Annotated in this window: 1 pseudogene; it reads left to right on the top strand. The window is 61.2% G+C overall.

Annotated features, from left to right (window positions below):
* Nucleotides 1-217: pseudogene (locus ACLZOT_RS51145) on the top strand (2,3-diaminopropionate biosynthesis protein SbnA); the annotation flags it as partial.
* Nucleotides 218-322: the final 105 nt, after the last annotated feature.

The raw sequence follows: 322 nt of genomic DNA, 5'->3' as shown, positions 1-322 counted from the left end.
CGCGGCTTTTGGGGCGGGCGCACCCCCCGGCGCAACGGTGGCCGCTCTCGGCAAAATGGCACATTCCATTCCTGCGGGCTCTTCTTGCGCACTGATATTCCCTGACGGCGGCGACAGGTACCTGGACACGATCTACTCCGACGGCTGGGTCGAGGAAAAATTCGGCGACGTGTCCCACCTGTGGAACAACCCATCGGAGAAGGTGACGGCATGCTGATCATTCGGAACCACGAAGTCCGGGAGATCCTTTCGGGTCGCGAAGCCGAAGTGGTGGATGCGGTGAGAGTGGCCTACTCATTGCATCATGAGGGGAACTCGCGAC

Origin of the sequence: Streptomyces sp. 4F14 (assembly GCF_048159485.1) — a bacterium.
GTDB lineage: Bacteria > Actinomycetota > Actinomycetes > Streptomycetales > Streptomycetaceae > Streptomyces.
The sequence above is the reverse complement of the archived record's forward strand: the minus strand, read 5'-3'. Positions and strand labels throughout refer to the sequence as shown.